The sequence below is a fragment of the Alteromonas sp. K632G genome, assembly GCF_017653625.1.
GTDB classification, from domain to species: Bacteria; Pseudomonadota; Gammaproteobacteria; order Enterobacterales; family Alteromonadaceae; genus Alteromonas; species Alteromonas naphthalenivorans.
In genome coordinates this window covers 1-694 of sequence record NZ_JAGGDM010000063.1, presented here as the reverse complement: position 1 = coordinate 694, position 694 = coordinate 1, and the positions used below count along the sequence as shown (strand labels likewise).

General features: G+C 42.7%; 1 pseudogene. It reads left to right on the top strand.

Annotated elements, in window-relative coordinates:
- Positions 1-243, top strand: a pseudogene (locus J5X92_RS20880) (IS110 family transposase); the annotation flags it as partial.
- Between the last annotated feature and the right edge of the window lie 451 nt (positions 244-694).

Genomic DNA, 694 nt, shown 5'->3' with positions numbered 1-694 from the left:
GGTAAAACACATGGTACGCAGGGGAATAAGATTGGCAATGCACATTTAAAATGGGCATTTAGTGAAGCAGCGGTGTTATACCTCAAGGGTAATGACAACGCCAAACGATATCTAGCCAAGCTGCAAAAGAGAATGAGCAAGGCGAAGGCTTTATCTGCACTAGCCCATAAAATCGGGCGATGTACTTACTTTATGTTGAAGAACCAGCAGGTATTCGATGAAGAACGCTTTTTAAACGGGTAAGTCGCACGGTGGCATGAGCTTAAAAGTCTAACTGGTTTAATGGTGAGTATCTCATTTATCGCGCAATAGTCTGCCAAAGCAGCATCGATAAATATACCGAAATGCCAAAACCTGTTGGTTTGATTAGACGTGTCCCCGTTGCGCATCTCTACCTTTTTACGAATTTGCTTACACCTTCACTGAACCTGATACTAACTGGTCGATACAGCCACTTAGATTTGAATAGGACAGAGGAAGGTTAACCGATGAATGTCTAGTGCCGTTGCCAGTCAAAAGGAATTGAAAAGCGCAACAACAAGAGCCTCTATATGTGTTTGACGTAGGCAATTTGCCTAACATCAGCCATGACAGACGAAGTAAACGAGTTCTAAAAAGGCAACGGTATTGATCTTGAAATAGTGGTCAAAGGGCTATCTTTTTTCATTGACAGCCCGGAGGCTCATATGTGTTA